At 71.8% G+C, this 14203-nt stretch carries 16 protein-coding genes; 6 read left to right on the top strand and 10 right to left on the bottom strand.

Annotated elements, in window-relative coordinates; translation table 11 throughout:
- Positions 1-62 precede the first annotated feature (62 nt).
- Positions 63-1196, top strand: coding sequence for a hypothetical protein (locus tag ACIRD3_RS15150; RefSeq protein WP_402215864.1), 1134 nt, complete (start codon positions 63-65; stop codon positions 1194-1196).
- 156 nt (positions 1197-1352) lie between these two features.
- On the opposite strand, the gene ACIRD3_RS15145 is transcribed toward ACIRD3_RS15150, so the two are convergent.
- A complete protein-coding gene (locus ACIRD3_RS15145; protein ID WP_402215862.1) occupies positions 1353-2735 on the bottom strand; it encodes a glycine--tRNA ligase in 1383 nt (460 codons plus the stop codon).
- Positions 2736-2926: 191 nt separating this feature from the next.
- On the opposite strand from ACIRD3_RS15145, the gene ACIRD3_RS15140 reads away from it, so the two are divergent.
- The 4 genes from ACIRD3_RS15140 to ACIRD3_RS15125 are packed head-to-tail and all read left to right on the top strand — an operon-like array spanning position 2927 to position 6111.
- A complete protein-coding gene (locus ACIRD3_RS15140) occupies positions 2927-3958 on the top strand; it encodes a metal ABC transporter solute-binding protein, Zn/Mn family (RefSeq protein WP_402215860.1) in 1032 nt (343 codons plus the stop codon).
- A gap of 13 nt (positions 3959-3971) precedes the next feature.
- A complete protein-coding gene (locus tag ACIRD3_RS15135; RefSeq protein WP_402215857.1) occupies positions 3972-4736 on the top strand; it encodes a metal ABC transporter ATP-binding protein in 765 nt (254 codons plus the stop codon).
- Positions 4733-5665 carry a metal ABC transporter permease gene (locus tag ACIRD3_RS15130; protein WP_402215855.1) on the top strand — a complete coding sequence of 311 codons (933 nt, stop codon included), beginning with the start codon at positions 4733-4735 and terminating at the stop codon, positions 5663-5665. Before ACIRD3_RS15135 ends, ACIRD3_RS15130 begins: the two co-directional genes overlap by 4 nt.
- Before the next feature lie 35 nt (positions 5666-5700).
- Positions 5701-6111, top strand: a complete 411-nt coding sequence (locus tag ACIRD3_RS15125) for a Fur family transcriptional regulator (RefSeq protein ID WP_189918013.1) — start codon at positions 5701-5703, stop codon at positions 6109-6111.
- Between the two features lie 165 nt (positions 6112-6276).
- On the opposite strand, the gene ACIRD3_RS15120 is transcribed toward ACIRD3_RS15125, so the two are convergent.
- The 4 genes from ACIRD3_RS15120 to leuA all read right to left on the bottom strand — a co-directional run bounded on the left by ACIRD3_RS15120 (position 6277) and on the right by leuA (position 10787).
- Positions 6277-7110, bottom strand: coding sequence for an isoprenyl transferase (locus tag ACIRD3_RS15120; protein WP_402215853.1), 834 nt, complete (start codon positions 7108-7110; stop codon positions 6277-6279).
- Between the two features lie 4 nt (positions 7111-7114).
- Positions 7115-7861 carry a DNA repair protein RecO gene (gene recO, locus ACIRD3_RS15115; RefSeq protein WP_402215850.1) on the bottom strand — a complete coding sequence of 249 codons (747 nt, stop codon included), beginning with the start codon at positions 7859-7861 and terminating at the stop codon, positions 7115-7117.
- A gap of 213 nt (positions 7862-8074) precedes the next feature.
- Positions 8075-8740 (bottom strand): TerB family tellurite resistance protein, encoded by a 666-nt coding sequence (locus tag ACIRD3_RS15110; protein WP_402215848.1) that lies wholly within the window; start codon positions 8738-8740, stop codon positions 8075-8077.
- A 250-nt stretch (positions 8741-8990) separates the two neighbouring features.
- On the bottom strand, positions 8991-10787 hold the full coding sequence (gene leuA / locus ACIRD3_RS15105; RefSeq protein WP_402215845.1) for a 2-isopropylmalate synthase: 1797 nt from the start codon (positions 10785-10787) through the stop codon (positions 8991-8993).
- A 472-nt stretch (positions 10788-11259) separates the two neighbouring features.
- On the opposite strand from leuA, the gene ACIRD3_RS15100 reads away from it, so the two are divergent.
- A complete protein-coding gene (locus ACIRD3_RS15100) occupies positions 11260-11526 on the top strand; it encodes a protealysin inhibitor emfourin (protein WP_363570514.1) in 267 nt (88 codons plus the stop codon).
- A gap of 173 nt (positions 11527-11699) precedes the next feature.
- Here ACIRD3_RS15100 and era read toward each other — a convergent pair whose 3' ends face one another.
- The 5 genes from era to ACIRD3_RS15075 form a co-directional block, all read right to left on the bottom strand.
- Positions 11700-12629 carry a GTPase Era gene (gene era / locus ACIRD3_RS15095; protein ID WP_402215843.1) on the bottom strand — a complete coding sequence of 310 codons (930 nt, stop codon included), beginning with the start codon at positions 12627-12629 and terminating at the stop codon, positions 11700-11702.
- 73 nt (positions 12630-12702) lie between these two features.
- Positions 12703-12864 (bottom strand): hypothetical protein, encoded by a 162-nt coding sequence (locus ACIRD3_RS15090; RefSeq protein ID WP_402215840.1) that lies wholly within the window; start codon positions 12862-12864, stop codon positions 12703-12705.
- 117 nt (positions 12865-12981) lie between these two features.
- A complete protein-coding gene (locus ACIRD3_RS15085) occupies positions 12982-13335 on the bottom strand; it encodes a cytidine deaminase (protein ID WP_402215838.1) in 354 nt (117 codons plus the stop codon).
- Positions 13336-13363: 28 nt separating this feature from the next.
- Entirely contained in the window at positions 13364-13909 is a 546-nt protein-coding gene (locus ACIRD3_RS15080) for a DUF4383 domain-containing protein (RefSeq protein ID WP_402215835.1), read from the bottom strand.
- Positions 13910-13935: 26 nt separating this feature from the next.
- The gene (locus ACIRD3_RS15075; protein WP_402215832.1) at positions 13936-14172 is read right to left on the bottom strand and encodes a hypothetical protein; all 237 of its coding nucleotides are present in this window, start codon (positions 14170-14172) and stop codon (positions 13936-13938) included.
- Between the last annotated feature and the right edge of the window lie 31 nt (positions 14173-14203).

Here is a 14203-nt window from a genome sequence, read left to right as displayed (position 1 = left end):
AGCCACATAACGACGCGAGGATGTCCCGCAGTCAGGGTCTGGATGGACAGGTTGGGGCGATCATGCGCATGCGGCCGACGGCACAATCCGCAGGCCTGCAGCAGGAGGGCGAGCAAGAAGCCGCCGAACTCCGCTCAGAGCTGGACGAGTTACTCCGTGCGAGCCGCTACGCGAGCCAGCGTGAACGGCGGCTGAACGAGGCGATCCGGGCGAGCCCGGGGCGCCAGCGGCCGGACGGCGATCTGCTGCGGCAGCTCGCCCAAGCCCGCACCCTCCGCGAGGGGCTGGCCGTCAGGTGCCGCCAACTCAGCGACCGGCTGGAGGCGTTGGAGATACGCCTGAGACACGAGCAGCAGGAGCCGCCACCGCAACACCCACACCAGCAACACCAGCAACACCGACAGCACCAACCGGAGCCCGACCCCCAGCCGGCCCCGCCACCCCCCACCCGCCCGGACATCGGCGCCCTCACCGAGCGGATCACCACCCTGCACCGCACCGGCGCCCTCACCGAGGCCACGGAGCTGCTCGACCAGGCCGCCGCCCTCCTCACCCCCGCCGACGCCGGGCTGCTGGTGGGCATGCTCGCCCAGTACGGCCCGACCGGCGCTTCGCTCCACCTCGCCCGCAACGCCGCCCGCCTGGCCCCCGAGCAGGCGGTGGCCGTCCTGGCGGAGTTACGCGAACTGGGCCTGGCCGAGGAGGCCGCCGAACTGTTCCACGCGTTCTGGACCTATCCGGCCGCGTCCGTGCCCGGGCTGCTCTCGGCACTGGAGCGGGCCGGGCAGAACGCCGACGGGGCGACGCTCCTGTGGGAGTGGGGCTCGGCACCGACGCCCGAACTGACCTCGCTGGCCGCCTGCCTCCAGCAGCACGGCCGCGACGGCGACGTCCGGACCCTGCTGCGCCAGGCGGCGGGCCGGCCCACCGCGGACCTCACCGCACTCGCGGCCGAGCTGCCGCCCGCCCTCGCCACCGCCCTGCTGCACGAGCTGGTGGCGCTCCGCCCGCCCGTCGAACTCGTCCGCCTGGCAGCCGCCTTGGACGGCACCGGCAGCCGGGAGCTGTACGGGCAACTGCTGGGCGCGCTGCTCGTCGACGAGGCCCGGCACCGGACCACCCTCGCCGCCCTCCGCGCGGCCGGCCTGCCGACCGCCCCGCCCACGGCCCCCCGTTCCCGCTGGGGCCGGAGGTAGCGGCCCCACCGAGGCCGAACCGCGGCCCACCGGGGCCCACCGGGGCCCACCGCAGCCCCACCATCGCCGCCCCACCGCACGCGACGGAACGGCAAGGAGCCCCCGTCCGCCCCTTCAGCAGGGCGGACGGGGGCTCCCCGGCCGGGAAGGCCCGACCTAGCAGCCGATCAGGCGCGCGCCCAGGTACGCCTTGACCTGGTCCAGCGAGACGCGCTCCTGCGACATGGTGTCGCGGTCACGGACGGTCACCGCGTTGTCCTCGAGGGTGTCGAAGTCGACGGTGACGCAGAACGGCGTGCCGATCTCGTCCTGGCGGCGGTAGCGCTTGCCGATGGCGCCGGCGTCGTCGAACTCGACGTTCCACGCGGTGCGCAGGTCGGCGGCCAGGCCGCGGGCCTTCGGCGACAGCTCGGCGTTGCGCGACAGCGGCAGGACGGCGACCTTGACCGGGGCCAGGCGCGGGTCGAGACGCATGCCGACGCGCTTCTCCATGACGCCCTTGGCGTTCGGCGCCTCGTCCTCGAAGTAGGCGTCGATCAGGAAGGCCAGCATGGCGCGGTTGAGGCCGGCCGCCGGCTCGATGACGTACGGGAAGTAGCGCTCGCCCGACTCCTGGTCGAAGTACTTGAGGTCCTTGCCGGAGGCCTCGCTGTGCACCCGCAGGTCGTAGTCGGTGCGGTTGGCCACACCCTCCAGCTCGGAGAACTCGGAACCGCCGAAGTTGAAGCGGTACTCGATGTCCACGGTGCGCTTGGCGTAGTGGGACAGCTTCTCCTTCGGGTGCTCGAAGAAGCGCATGTTCTCGGTGCGCAGGCCGAGGTCGACGTACCAGTCCCAGCGCTGCTGCAGCCAGTACTCGTGCCACTGCTCGTCGTCGCCCGGCTTGACGAAGAACTCCATCTCCATCTGCTCGAACTCGCGGGTCCGGAAGATGAAGTTGCCGGGGGTGATCTCGTTGCGGAAGCTCTTGCCGGTCTGGGCGATGCCGAACGGCGGCTTCTTGCGCGAAGTGGTCTGGACGGCGCTGAAGTTGGTGAAGATGCCCTGGGCGGTCTCGGGGCGCAGGTACGCCAGGCCGCTGGCCTCCTCGGTGACACCGAGGTGGGTCTTCAGCATGCCCGAGAAGTCCTTGGGCTCGGTGAACTGGCCCTTGGTGCCGCAGTCGGGGCAGTTGACGTCCTTGAGGCCGTTCGGCGGCGGGAAGCCGTGCTTGGCCTCGTACTTCTCCTCCAGGTGGTCGGCCCGGTGGCGCTTGTGGCAGGAGAGGCACTCGGTCAGCGGGTCGTTGAAGGTGGCGACGTGGCCGGAGGCCTCCCAGACCTCGCGGGCGAGGATCACCGACGAGTCGAGTCCGACGACGTCCTCACGGGCCTGGACCATCGCGCGCCACCACTGGCGCTTGATGTTCTCCTTGAGCTCGACGCCCAGCGGCCCGTAGTCCCAGGCGGCACGCGTGCCGCCGTAGATCTCGCTGCAGGGGTAGACGAAGCCACGGCGCTTGCTCAGGCTGACGATCGTGTCGATCTTGTCGGCGGCCACAGTGCTCTCTTCAGTACGTACGGCACGGTCAGGGCACGGCTGGTTGCGCGTACCCGAATACCTCAGGTTACCGGCCATATGGGTACGTGGTTCAAATCGGTATCGTCCGGCCGCCCCCACCCACCGTCACCCGCCGTTCACCCATTCGAGTGAGTTGACAATCATTTCCATCTGAGATGAGAATGATTGTCATGATGATCGGACTTGCTCGTCGCCGAACCCGCCGCACCATAGCCCTCGCCGCCTCCGCCCTCACCGCGTCCCTCGCCCTCACCGCCTGCGGAGGCAGCAGCAGCGCCGACAGCGGCAACGGCAAGCTGAAGGTCGTCGCCTCCTTCTACCCGATGGAGTTCCTCGCCCAGCAGATCGGCAAGGAGCACGTCGCGGTCACCGACCTCACCGCCGCCGGCGTCGAGCCGCACGACCTGGAGCTCACCGCCAAGCAGGTCGGCACCGTCCAGAAGGCCGACGCGATCATCTACCTCAAGGGCCTGCAGCCCACCGTCGACCAGGCCGTCGCGCAGTCGTCCAGCAAGCACAAGATCGACGCCACCGCCGCCAGCCCGCTGGTCGACCACCACCTCGACGAGGGCGCCGAGGGCGAGGGCCACGGCTCCGACGGCGGCCACAAGCACGAGGGCCCGGCCGGCGACCCGCACATCTGGCTCGACCCGACCCGCTACGCGGCGATCGCCAAGAGCGTCGGCGACGGGTTCGCCGAGGCCGACCCGGCCCACGCCGAGGACTACCGCAAGAACACCGACGAGCTGGTCACGAAGCTCACCGCGCTCGACCAGGACTTCCGGACCGGTCTGCAGTCCACCCGGACCAAGACCTTCGTCACCAGCCACGCCGCCTTCGGCTACCTCGCCGACCACTACGGCCTCACCCAGGTCGCCATCAACGGCGTCGACCCGGATTCCGAGCCCACCCCGGCCCGCCTCGCCGCCGTGCAGAAGGCCGCCAGGGACAACGGCGTCACCACCGTCTTCTTCGAGACCCTGGTCAGCCCCAAGCTCGCCGACACCGTCGCCAAGGACCTCGGCCTCAAGACCGCCGTGCTGGACCCGCTGGAGGGCGTCAAGGACCCCGCCAAGGACGACTACCTCACCGTCATGAAGCAGAACCTGGCCAACCTCCGGGCCGCCCTCGGCTCCCCCGCCGCCCCGGACGCCACCGCCCCGGCCACCCCCGACGCCACCACCCCTGCCGCCACCAGCTGACGGGACGGAAACCATGACCCACCCGATACCCCCGGCCGTCCGCCTCCGTGACGCCGTCGCCTCGCGCGGCGGCCGGCCGGTGCTGCGCGGCGTCGACCTCACCGTCCGGCCCGGCGAGGTCGTCGCCCTGCTCGGCGCCAACGGCTCCGGCAAGTCGACCACCGTCAAGACCGTCATCGGCTCCGTCCCGCTGGAACGCGGCATCCTGGAGCTGTTCGGCACCCCGTACGGCTCCTTCCGCGCCTGGCACCGCATCGGGTACGTCCCGCAGCGCACCACCGCCGCCTCCGGCGTCCCGGCCACCGTCCGCGAGGTGGTCTCCACCGGACGGCTGCCGCAGCACCGGCTGCTGCCCTTCCGCCGAGAGGACCGCGCGGCGGTGGACCGCGCGCTGGCCGCCGTCGGCATGCTGGAGCGGGCCGGGGACGGCGTGGCCGACCTGTCCGGCGGCCAGCAGCAGCGGGTGCTGATCGCCCGCGCCCTGGTCGGCACCCCCGACCTGCTGATCATGGACGAGCCGATGGCCGGGGTGGACGCCGCCAGCCAGCAGGTGCTCGCCGACACCCTGCGCGCCGAGGTCGGCCGCGGCGCCGCCGTCCTCCTCGTGCTGCACGAACTCGGCCCGCTGGAACCGCTGATCGACCGCGCCGTGGTGCTGCGGGACGGCTGCGTCGCCCACGACGGCCCGCCCGTGCCCAACACCGGCCTGCACGCGCTGCCCGGCCACGACCACGTCCACCCGCACGCCGACCTGACCCCGCCGAGGCTGCTCGCATGACCGAGATGCTGTCCTACGACTTCATGCAGCGCGCCCTGCTCGCCGCCGTCCTGGTCGGGATCACCGCCCCTGCCGTCGGCATCTACCTGGTGCAGCGCCGCCAGGCCCTGATGGGCGACGGCATGGGCCACGTCGCGATGACCGGCGTCGGCCTCGGCTTCATCTTCCAGACCAGCCCGGTCTGGATGGCCGTGCTGGTCTGCGTGCTCGGCGCCGTCACCATGGAGCTGGTCCGCTCGCGCGGCAACCAGCGCGGGGACATCGCCCTCGCGATGCTCTTCTACGGCGGCATGGCCTGCGGCAAGCTGCTCGTCTCGCTCTCCGCCGAGGCCGGCGCCGGCTCGCTGGAGAGCTACCTGTGGGGCTCGATCCTCACCGTCGCCCCCGCCGACCTGGCCGCCATCGCGGTGCTCGGCGCGGTGGTCATCGCGGTCACCGTCGGCCTGCGCCGCCAGCTCTTCGCGATCTGCCAGGACGAGGACTTCGCCCGGGTCACCGGCCTGCCGGTGCGCACCCTCAACCTGCTGCTCGCCGTGATGGCCGCGGTCACCGTCACGGTCGCCATGCGGGTGGTCGGGCTGCTGCTGGTCAGTGCCCTGATGGTGGTCCCGGTGGTCGCCGCCCAGCAGCTCACCCGCTCCTTCGCGGCCACCCAGGCCGCCTCGATCGCGCTCGGCGTGGTGGTCTCGCTGGCCGGCGTCACCGGCTCCTACCACCTCGACGTGCCCTCCGGCCCGGCCATCGTGCTGCTCGCCATCGCGGTCTTCGCGGTGTTCAGCGCGCTCGCCGCGCCGCTCGCCCGGCGCCGCCACCGCGGCGACACCGAGCAGGGACCCCAGGTCTGCGAGGTCCGGCTGCCGCTCCAGTCACCGGAGCGGACTTCCTCTGACGCGACCACGCCTGAGGGGCGGGCGGGGCTGGCACAATGATGTGCGAGACGCCCACGACCCCAGGAGGACCCACGGTGACCACCGCAGGCCCGTCGCCGCGCGCCCGCTCGACCCGGCAGCGTGCCGCCGTCTCGGCGGCCCTGGACGAGATCGCGGACTTCCGCAGCGCGCAGGAGCTCCACGACCTGCTCAAGCACCGCGGGGACTCCGTCGGTCTGACCACGGTCTACCGCACCCTGCAGTCGCTCGCGGACGCCGGTGAGGTGGACGTGCTGCGCACCGCGGACGGCGAGGCCGTCTACCGCCGGTGCAGCAGCGGACACCACCACCACCTGGTCTGCCGGCACTGCGGCGCCACCGTCGAGGTGGAGGGCCCCGCGGTGGAGCGCTGGGCCAACTCGGTAGCCGCCGAGCACGGGTTCAGCGACATCGCGCACACGCTGGAGATCTTCGGCACCTGCGCGGAGTGCGCCAAGAAGGCCTGAACCGGCCGCGCGTCGCCGCGGGCGACGGGAGCAACGCGAAGGACCCACCGGGCACGTCCCGGTGGGTCCTTCGCGTGGTCGGCCCCGTGCGAACCGATCGGCCCCGGCCCGGCCGCGCGGACTCGGTCGACCCCCGGCCGGACCGGCGGCCCGGTCGGGCGCTCCTCAGCGCTGGGACGGCCGCTGCCCCGGGAGCTCGTTCGGGATCGCCCCGCCGAAGCGCCGGTCGCGCATCGCGTACTGCTCGCAGGCGCGCCACAGGTCGCGGCGGTCGAAGTCCGGCCAGAGCACGTCCTGGAACACGAACTCGGCGTAAGCCGACTGCCAGAGAAGGAAGTTGGAGGTGCGCTGCTCGCCGCTGGGGCGCAGGAAGAGGTCCACGTCCGGCATGTCCGGGTGGTACATGTACTTGGAGAGGGTCTTCTCGCTGACCTTCTTCGGGTCCAGCTTGCCGGCCGCGACGTCGCGCGCGATCGCCTGTGCCGCGTCCGCCAGTTCGGCCCGGCCGCCGTAGTTGACGCACATGTAGAGCGTGACGGCGTCGTTGCCCTTGGTCTGCTCCTCGGCGACCTGCAGCTCCTGGACGACGCTCTTCCACAGCTTGGGCATCCGGCCGGCCCAGCGGATCCGCACGCCCATCGCGTCCATCTCGTCGCGACGGCGGGCGATGACGTCCCGGTTGAAGTTCATCAGGAACTTCACCTCGTCGGGGGAGCGCTTCCAGTTCTCGGTGGAGAAGGCGTAGAGCGAGATGTTCTTGACCCCGAGCTCGATGGCGCCCGCGAGGACGTCCAGCACGACGGCCTCGCCGACCTTGTGGCCCTCGGTGCGCGGCAGACCGCGCTCCTTGGCCCAGCGGCCGTTGCCGTCCATCACGATGGCGACGTGGTCCGGGACCAGCTCGCCGGGGATCTTCGGGGGCTGTGCACCGGTGGGGTGCGGGGTCGGGGGCGCGTACGCCCGCTGCTTGCCGCCGCCGAAGAGCCGTCGCGCTGCCATGTGCTCACTTCTCCACGTATCTCATCGAGCGGATGCCCCGCTCCAGGTGCCACTGCAGATAGGCCGCGACCAGGCCGCTGCCCTCCCGCCAGTACCGCGGCTCGCAGGCGTCGGCCGTCCGCCAGTCCCCTGACAGCAGCGCCCCGAGCAGTACCAGTGTCTCAGGGGAGGGTACGGCACATCCGGGCACTCGGCAGTCCGTGCAGAGCACCCCGCCCGCCGGGAGCGAGAAGAAACGGTTCGGCCCCTCCAGGCCGCACTTGGCGCAGTCGGTGAAGCTCGCGCCGTACCCGTTCACCGCGAGCGAGCGCAGCAGGAAGGCGTCCAGCACCAGGTGCGACTCGTGCGAGCCGGCCGCCAGCGTCCGCAGCCCGCCCACCAGCAGCAGGTACTGCTGGACGGCGGGCTCGCCCTCGTTCTCGGCGAAGCGCTCGGCCGTCTCCAGCATCGCGGTGCCGGCGGTGTAGCGGCCGTAGTCGGTCACGATCGAACCGCCGTACGGCGCGATGGTCTCCACCTGGGTGCAGAGCGGCAACCCGCGGCCGACCAACTCACTCCCCCGGCTGAAGAACTGCACGTCCACGTGCGAGAACGGCTCCAGGCGGGCACCGAACTTGGACTTGGTCTTCCGCACCCCGCGCGCCACCGCGCGCACCTTGCCGTGCTGGCGGGTCAGCAGGGTGATGATCCGATCGGCCTCGCCGAGCTTCTGCGCCCGCAACACGACGCCGTCGTCCCGGAAAAGACTCATGCAGACCATTCTCCCCCAGCCGCGGACAGCGGCGGACAGCCGTGTTGCCCGCACCGGGGCCGTGGGGGAGGACCCAAGCGGTGCGGGTCACGGCGGGCCCGGAGGGGGATTCGGGCCCGTTTGTGGGGGTCTCGGAGACGGTCCACGGCTTCGGAGGGGGGCCCACGGCCGGCGGCCGGGGCCTCCCGGTGGGACGGCTACGTGTCGGGACGGCTACTTGTACGGCGTCCTGGTCGCCGCCTCCAGCAGCGCCCCGACCCGGGCCTGCGGAAGGTCCAGGCAGCGCCCGACCGCGGCCAGCGCCTCGCGCTCCTGCGGCAGGTAGCGCCCGTCGGCCAGCGCGATCGCCGCGCCCTGCAGCAGCAGCCGCTCGCGGCCCTGGTGGGCGAGGTGGGGGGTGAGCGGTTCGAGCACCGCGTGCAGTTCGACGGCCAGGCCGCCCGCCATCCCGTGGGCGTCGTAGAGTTCGCCGCCGAGCCCGGAGAGCGCGGCGAGCGCGGCCAGCACCTGGGCCTCGCCGCAGTCCTCGAACCCCGCTTCGCGCACCGCCGCGCACGCCGCGTCGCGGGCCGCCCGGTGGGCGGTGCCGCCGGCCGCGAGCAGGGCCAGCGCGATGGTGTACTGGGCGTCCCGCAGCATGGCGCCGAGCCGTACGCAGGTGGGCTGTTCCAGGCTCTCGACGCCGTACCGGCCGTGGCAGCTGGTGCACTGCACGCTGCCGATCACCGGTCCGAGCGGGACCACCGGCGTCCCGAGCAACCGCAGCCACCGCCGGCCGTGCTGCCGGCGGTAGTTGCGGTCCCCGCCGCAGCCCGGGCAGAAGAAGTCACCGAGAACGTCAGTCCGCCACCGCGGGCGAACACCCCACAACCTGGTCACGGCGCCACTCCCCAGACATGGCAGGCGGCCTGCTCGACACTGGGCAGGTCACGCGACCGGACAACGGGCCGTCCCACCGACCCGGCTTTCCGGTGGATCGATGTTGCCACGGTTACCGGCACGTGTCAGTACCTCGAACGGCTTCCGATCCCAAAAAATGTGGCGCAGGCCACAGCACCCCCGCCGGGGTGCCGGGGCACGGCGAAGGGCCGCCCCGCAGGACGGCCCCGCCGCGTGCCACTCGTACGAACTACCCGCGCTGCGAACGGTTGACGGCGCTGATCATCGCCTTCAGCGAGGCCAGCACGGTGTTGCCGTCGATGCCCACGCCCCACAGCACCTTGCCGTCCACCGCGCACTCCACGTACGCGGCGGCCTGGGCGTCCCCGCCCTCGCTCAGCGCGTGCTCGGCGTAGTCCAGGACCCGGACGTCGAAGCCGATCCGGGCCAGCGCGTCCGCGAAGGCCGAGACCGGGCCGTTGCCGGTGCCGCTCAGGGTCACCGGCGCGCCGTCCACCAGGGCCTCGGCGGTCAGCGCGTCCCGGCCGTCCTCGGTGGTCAGCGTGCGCGAGCCGCTCAGCGACAGGCGGCCCCACGGGTTGTCGGTGGTCGGCAGGTACTCGTCCGCGAAGACCCGCCAGATCTCGGCCGGGGTGACCTCGCCGCCCTCGGCGTCGGTCTTGGCCTGGATGATCCGGGAGAACTCGATCTGCATCCGGCGCGGCAGGTCCAGCTTGTGGTCGTTCTTCAGGACGTACGCGACACCGCCCTTGCCGGACTGGCTGTTGACCCGGATGACCGCCTCGTAGGTGCGGCCGACGTCCTTCGGGTCGATCGGCAGGTACGGCACGCCCCAGGTGTGCTCCTCGACCGGTACGCCCGCCGCCCGCGCGTCCGCCTCCAGGGCGTCGAAGCCCTTCTTGATGGCGTCCTGGTGCGAGCCGGAGAAGGAGGTGTACACCAGGTCGCCGGCGTACGGGTGGCGCGGGTGCACCTCCATCTGGTTGCAGTACTCGGCGGTGCGGCGCACCTCGTCGATGTCGGAGAAGTCGATCTGCGGGTCGATGCCCTGCGAGAACAGGTTCATCCCCAGCGTCACCAGGTCGACGTTGCCGGTCCGCTCGCCCTGCCCGAACAGGCAGCCCTCGATGCGGTCCGCGCCCGCCATGTAGGCCAGTTCGGCGGAGGCGACGGCGGTGCCGCGGTCGTTGTGCGGGTGCACCGACAGGCAGACGAACTCGCGGCGCGACAGGTTGCGCGACATCCACTCGAACTGGTCGGCCTGGACGTTCGGGGTGGCCCGCTCGATGGTGGCCGGCAGGTTCAGGATGATCTCGCGGCCCTCGCCCGGCTGCCAGACGTCCATGACCGCCTCGCAGACCTCCAGCGCGAAGTCCAGCTCGGTGTCGACGAAGATCTCCGGCGAGTACTGGTAGCCGAAGACGGTGTCCTCGCCCAGCAGCTTCTCGGCGTACTCCATCACCAGCCGGGTGCCCTCGGTGGCGATCGCCTTGGTGGCCGCCTTGTCGTTGCGGAACACCACCCGGCGGAACAGCGGCGCGGTCGCGTTGTACAGGTGGACGGTCGCGCGCGGGGCGCCGACCAGCGACTCCACGGTCTTCTCGATCAGCTCCTCGCGGGCCTGCGTCAGCACCGAGATGGTGACGTCCTCCGGGATCGCCCCCTCCTCGATCAGCGACCGCACGAACGCGTGGTCGGTGGCGCCGGAGGACGGGAAGCCGACCTCGATCTCCTTGTAACCCATCGCGACCAGCAGGTCGAACATCTTGCGCTTGCGGGCCGGGGACATCGGGTCGATCAGCGCCTGGTTGCCGTCCCGCAGGTCGGTCGAGAGCCAGCGCGGCGCCTTGGTGATCACCTTGCTCGGCCAGGTGCGGTCCGGCAGCTCGACCGCACCGAACGGCAGGTAGCGCCCGTACCGCATGCCGGACGGCTGCTGGCGCACGGAGGCGGCGGTGATCGGGGTGGGCCGGTCGACGAAGGGGCGAGCGGCGGGGATGGACGCGGCGGAGGTCTGCTCGGTCATGGAGGTGACTCTCGGCTTCCTGTGGATGCGTGGTGCGGGCGGGTCGGGAGGGATCAACACCGACTGGCCGGCCTCGGCTGCCGCTCGCGACCCGCCGTCGGATCGCCCAATTCGCGCACAGCTCGTTCCCCGCGGCGAGGGAGCCGGCCCCAGTGGACTACAGGCCCTCGACGCGGCAGCTAAGAAGAAGCAGCCCGTTGCGCATGATGAGAGCCAGCGTAACCCAGTGCCGCGCGCCCCCGAAGTGATCCGGGCTTCCGTTCCACTCCTTGAGACGCCGACCGGGCACGCACGACCCGGTGACACCCGGCCGTCGAAGCATCGCGCTGGGTGACCCCACTGTCGCCGTTCCGCCGCCCGCTCCCGACCCGCCGGCGGCCCGACACCGGTCGAGACCGGGTTGAGGTGCGCTTAAGGTCACGGTCCGGGAAAAGCGCCGCAAAAGCCTTCCCTGGGTAGCACCATGGACACCATGCGTATCCAGGTGACCCGGACCGGCGGCTTCGCGGGAATCGTCCGCCACGCGGAGCTCGACACCGCCGAGCGCACGGACGCCCCGCACGTCCACGCACTCGCCCGCGAGGCCGTCGCGGGCGGGCTGCGCGCCCCGTCGTACGGCGTGCCGGACGGCTTCCACTACGAGATCACCGTCGACGGCCGGACGGTGCACTGCGCGGACCCCAAGCTCACCGACTCGCAGCGGGAGCTGGTGTCCCTGGTGCTGCGCGAGGGCGCCTGACCCCGACGCCGGCTCCGACACCACCGGAAGCCGACTCGGCCGCCCCGCACGACGCCTGACGCGTCGCCATCCCCCTCCACGGCCGGGGCCCGCCCGGACGCGGTGCGTCCGGGCGGGCCCCGTTGTTCCACGACCGTCCCGGTCCTTCTCCCCCGGACGCTCGAACTCCCGTGTCAGAAGCCGAGCTTGCGCAGCTGCTTCGGGTCGCGCTGCCAGTCCTTGGCGACCTTGACGTGCAGGTCGAGGTAGACCGGCGTGCCGAGCAGTGCCTCGATGTGCTTGCGGGCGGTGGTGCCGACGTGCTTGAGCCGCGAGCCCTTGGCGCCGATCACGATCGCCTTCTGGCTCTGCCGCTCGATGTAGACGTTGGCGTGGATGTCCAGCAGCGGCCGGTCGGCCGGGCGGCCCTCGCGCGGGAGCATCTCCTCGACCACGACGGCCAGCGAGTGCGGCAGCTCGTCGCGCACGCCCTCGAGCGCGGCCTCGCGGATCAGCTCGGCCACCATGATCTGCTCGGGCTCGTCGGTGAGGTCGCCGTCCGGGTAGAGCTGGTCGCCCTCCGGCAGCAGCTTGGTGAGGAGGTCGGCGACCAGGTCGACCTGCTTGTCGCCGACGGCGGAGACCGGGATGATCTCGGCCCACTCGAAGCCCAGCTCGACGCCGAGCTGGTGGATGGCGATCAGCTGCTCGGCCAGGCGCTTGGAGTCGACCAGGTCGGTCTTGGTGACGATGGCGACCTTCGGGGTCTTCTTGATCCCGGCGATCTCCTTGGCGATGAACTTGTCGCCGGGGCCGATCTTCTGGTCGGCGGGCAGGCAGAACCCGATCACGTCGACCTCGGCCCAGGTGGTGCGGACCAGGTCGTTGAGGCGCTCGCCGAGCAGGGTGCGCGGCTTGTGCAGACCGGGGGTGTCGACCAGCACGAGCTGGGCGTCCGGGCGGTGCACGATGCCGCGCACGGTGTGCCGGGTGGTCTGCGGGCGGTCGGAGGTGATCGCGACCTTCGTCCCCACCAGGGCGTTGGTCAGGGTCGACTTGCCCGCGTTGGGCCGGCCGACGAAGCACGCGAACCCGGAGCGGTACGAGGAGGAAGGGGCATTCATGGGCTCCATTCTCCCTGATCACCGGAGCCCCGCCGTCCGGGGTCGTCCGAGGGGCCGCCCCGGCGGCCCGAGGCTACTTGCCGCCCTTGCCGTTCCCGGGGATCAGCGAGACCACCACCAGCACCAGCAGGAACCCCAGCGAGCCGAACAACCAGACCGGCGAACCGGTCTCCTGCCACTTGCCCAGCCCCATCACGAACAGCAGCAGCCCGGCGAAGAACGCCACCGCCCCCATGTCCCAGCCCCCTCACCGACTCCACTCCCCCGGTGAGATTATCGGCAGAACCCTGGGGGGCAACCACGCCGGGCCACCCTGGCCGGGAAAGGTCCCACCGAGACCCCCGGCCGCCCCTCAGCGGGCCTGCGCGGCCAGCCGCAGCACCCCGTCCGGACCGGCCAGCAACACCGGGGTCCCGGCCCCGCCCAGGTCCCGCACGGCCGCGAGGTCCGCCTCGGCCGGCTGCTCCGCCTCGCTCACCACGGCCGCCGCCTCCAGCGACTTGGCACCGCTGGCCACGGCCATCGCCACCGCGGTCTGCAGCGCGCTCAGCCGCAGCGACTCCAGCGCGACCGTCCCGGCCACGTAGGTGCGGCCGGTCTCGTCACGCACCGCGGCCCCCTCGGCCACGCCGTTGCGGGCGCGGGCCGAGCGGGCCAGGGTGATGATCTTCTTGTCCTCGGGGTCGAGCTCGACGATGTCACTCATGCCGCCGAGCATAGGCACCCCGGCCCCCTCAGTGGCCGACCGGGTGGGTCGGGCCCGGGTTCGGGTTCATGACCTTGACGAAGGTCTTCGGTCCGGACGGCAGCGGTTCCTCGCGCTCGACGCGCCGCCGCCAGAAGGGGTTGTCGTGCGGCAGGTGGCTGCTCACCCGGCCGTACATCCCGAAGGTGGTCAGGATGATCCCGAAGACGAACGCGAACAGCACGTTCGACATCCGGAAGTTCAGGATGTTGGCGTCCGGCCGCCCGAGCACCGTCAGGCCGTAGAAGCCGGACAGGACGAACAGCACGCCCACCGCCATGTTCAGGTTGGACGCGAAGTTGCCTCCGATCACCGCCCCGACGACCAGGATCGCGCCCGCCACGATGGACAGGATGGCCAGCGCACCGTTGGTCGACAGCCCCGCGACCCGGTCACCTTCCGTGTCCAGGAACCCCGGGTGGTCGGCGAGCCCCAGGCACCCGAACACGATCAGGAAGACCCCTCCGAGCCCCGCCCCGATCCGCCACACCGTGACGAGCCGGTTGTCGACGGGCAGTTCGTCTTGCAGCTTCATGGCGACCTCCAGAGCTCAGCCACGGCCTAGCTGTAGGGGTGGCTCCCCTGCATGTGCGGTGTCTCGTGCAGGTAGAGCGAGCCGCACTGCTGGCAGCACCGCAGCCCGGTCCCCCACTCCTGCTCGGGCCGCGTCTCGGCGTCGTCGGGGATGGTCCGGCCGCAGAGCGCCGTCGACGGGTCCTCGTCCCGCACCACGTGCCAGGACTTGACTCCGCCGGCCGCCCCCTGCGGGCCGTATTCCGCGCGCAGTTTGTGCGTCATGCCCTCCATGGTCGCGCGGCGACCGCCCACC

This window comes from Kitasatospora sp. NPDC093550, from assembly GCF_044764985.1.
GTDB lineage: Bacteria > Actinomycetota > Actinomycetes > Streptomycetales > Streptomycetaceae > Kitasatospora.
The sequence above is the reverse complement of the archived record's forward strand: the minus strand, read 5'-3'. Positions and strand labels throughout refer to the sequence as shown.